Origin of the sequence: Kitasatospora sp. NPDC056446 (genome assembly GCF_042796115.1) — a bacterium.
Classification (GTDB): Bacteria; Actinomycetota; Actinomycetes; order Streptomycetales; family Streptomycetaceae; genus Kitasatospora.
The window spans coordinates 1-1,188 of record NZ_JBHTRF010000243.1 but is presented as its reverse complement, the minus strand read 5'-3'; the positions used below and the strand labels follow the sequence as shown (position 1 = coordinate 1,188).

Annotated in this window: 2 protein-coding genes; both read left to right on the top strand. The window is 63.1% G+C overall.

Going from position 1 to position 1,188, the window contains the following annotated elements; translation table 11 throughout:
* Window positions 1-101: 101 nt before the first annotated feature.
* On the top strand, window positions 102-935 hold the full coding sequence (locus ACFQ6N_RS41010; RefSeq protein WP_238581818.1) for a hypothetical protein: 834 nt from the start codon (window positions 102-104) through the stop codon (window positions 933-935).
* On the top strand, window positions 928-1,188 hold a 261-nt coding region (locus ACFQ6N_RS41005), incomplete at its 3' end, for a hypothetical protein (RefSeq protein WP_380659222.1). The genes ACFQ6N_RS41010 and ACFQ6N_RS41005, both read left to right, overlap by 8 nt.

The following is a 1,188-nucleotide window of genomic DNA, read 5'->3' as shown; positions in this document are numbered from 1 at the left end:
GAGTGCTGGCATGAGCCTGTCCGCAGAAATCAAGACGGGGCGGCGGCGGGTCATCGACTATCTGCTCAGCCCTCTTCAGCAGCACGCGCAGGAATCGCTGCGTGAACGCTGAGCGCGATCCTGCAGTGGCTGGCAGGTGGCTGGCAAGCGTGTGCCGGCTGCGGTTCGGCCTGCTGCTGTGCTTGTCGATGTCGGCGATGCTGGTGGGGTGCGGGTCCGACAGGAAAGAGCCAGAGGCCGCACGGCTGCAGGGACGCATTGGTGGAGTCGCGCTGGAGGTGCCCAGAGAGGATGTGTGGATATGGGAGCAGGACCGGGACGCGCGCGCCGACCCCTCGTCAAGCTGCGGGGCACCGTTGCGCAGCGTTTCCATCCAGCTGCGTTGGCCGGAGATGGTGCCGCGCAACGCACAGACCCGGGAGGACTACGACCGGCATCACTCTGCGGGGAACGGCGATTCGAACTGGATTGACATCGGCCTGAACCAGGCAGGCGAGGGCGAGAACATTACGCTGCGGCAGATTCGTGACTGGGGACTGTACCGCCTTCACCATCAAAGACTGCCCGCCGAGGTCACATTCGAGTTCGGTCGTGACGCCGCCCTTGGACTGGAGATGGCCAGACCGGCGTTGCCGGAGAGCCGGAGCTTCAACTGGAACAGGGTCACCTATACCGACAGCCTGGACCCGGCACGCGCACCCACCGTCCTGATCCGCTGCATGACCGGGCCGCAATACGCACCTCCGCAGTGGACGCCACTGTGCGAGGCCTCGCTTGAGCAGCCTGGGCTGCTGAACGTACGCACCACCGTTGTTTATCGTCAGAACCTGTTGCCGCATTGGCGGAAGATCGAGTCGGATGTCCAGGCCTATCTGAAACGCATCAGGTCCCATTGCCCTACACACCGGAACGTGAAGGAGATTGAACATGGTTGAAACGATGACCGCCGAACAGCGTGCAATGGCGCGGGCGATGCTCGACAGCGGCAAGATCGAGGAGGTGTATCAGTTCATCGCCGGATTCGGGCATCGCTATGCCCGGCTGGCCAGTGGCGTGGCCGTGGGCAACATGTTCTCCGGTCTGACCGCACTGGAGTTTCTGGAGGAAACCGCAAAAGATCATGGAGTTCCGGTAGACGATGCAAAAATCCAGGCCGTGCGCGCGGGCATGGCCCGGGGCTGTCTCTTA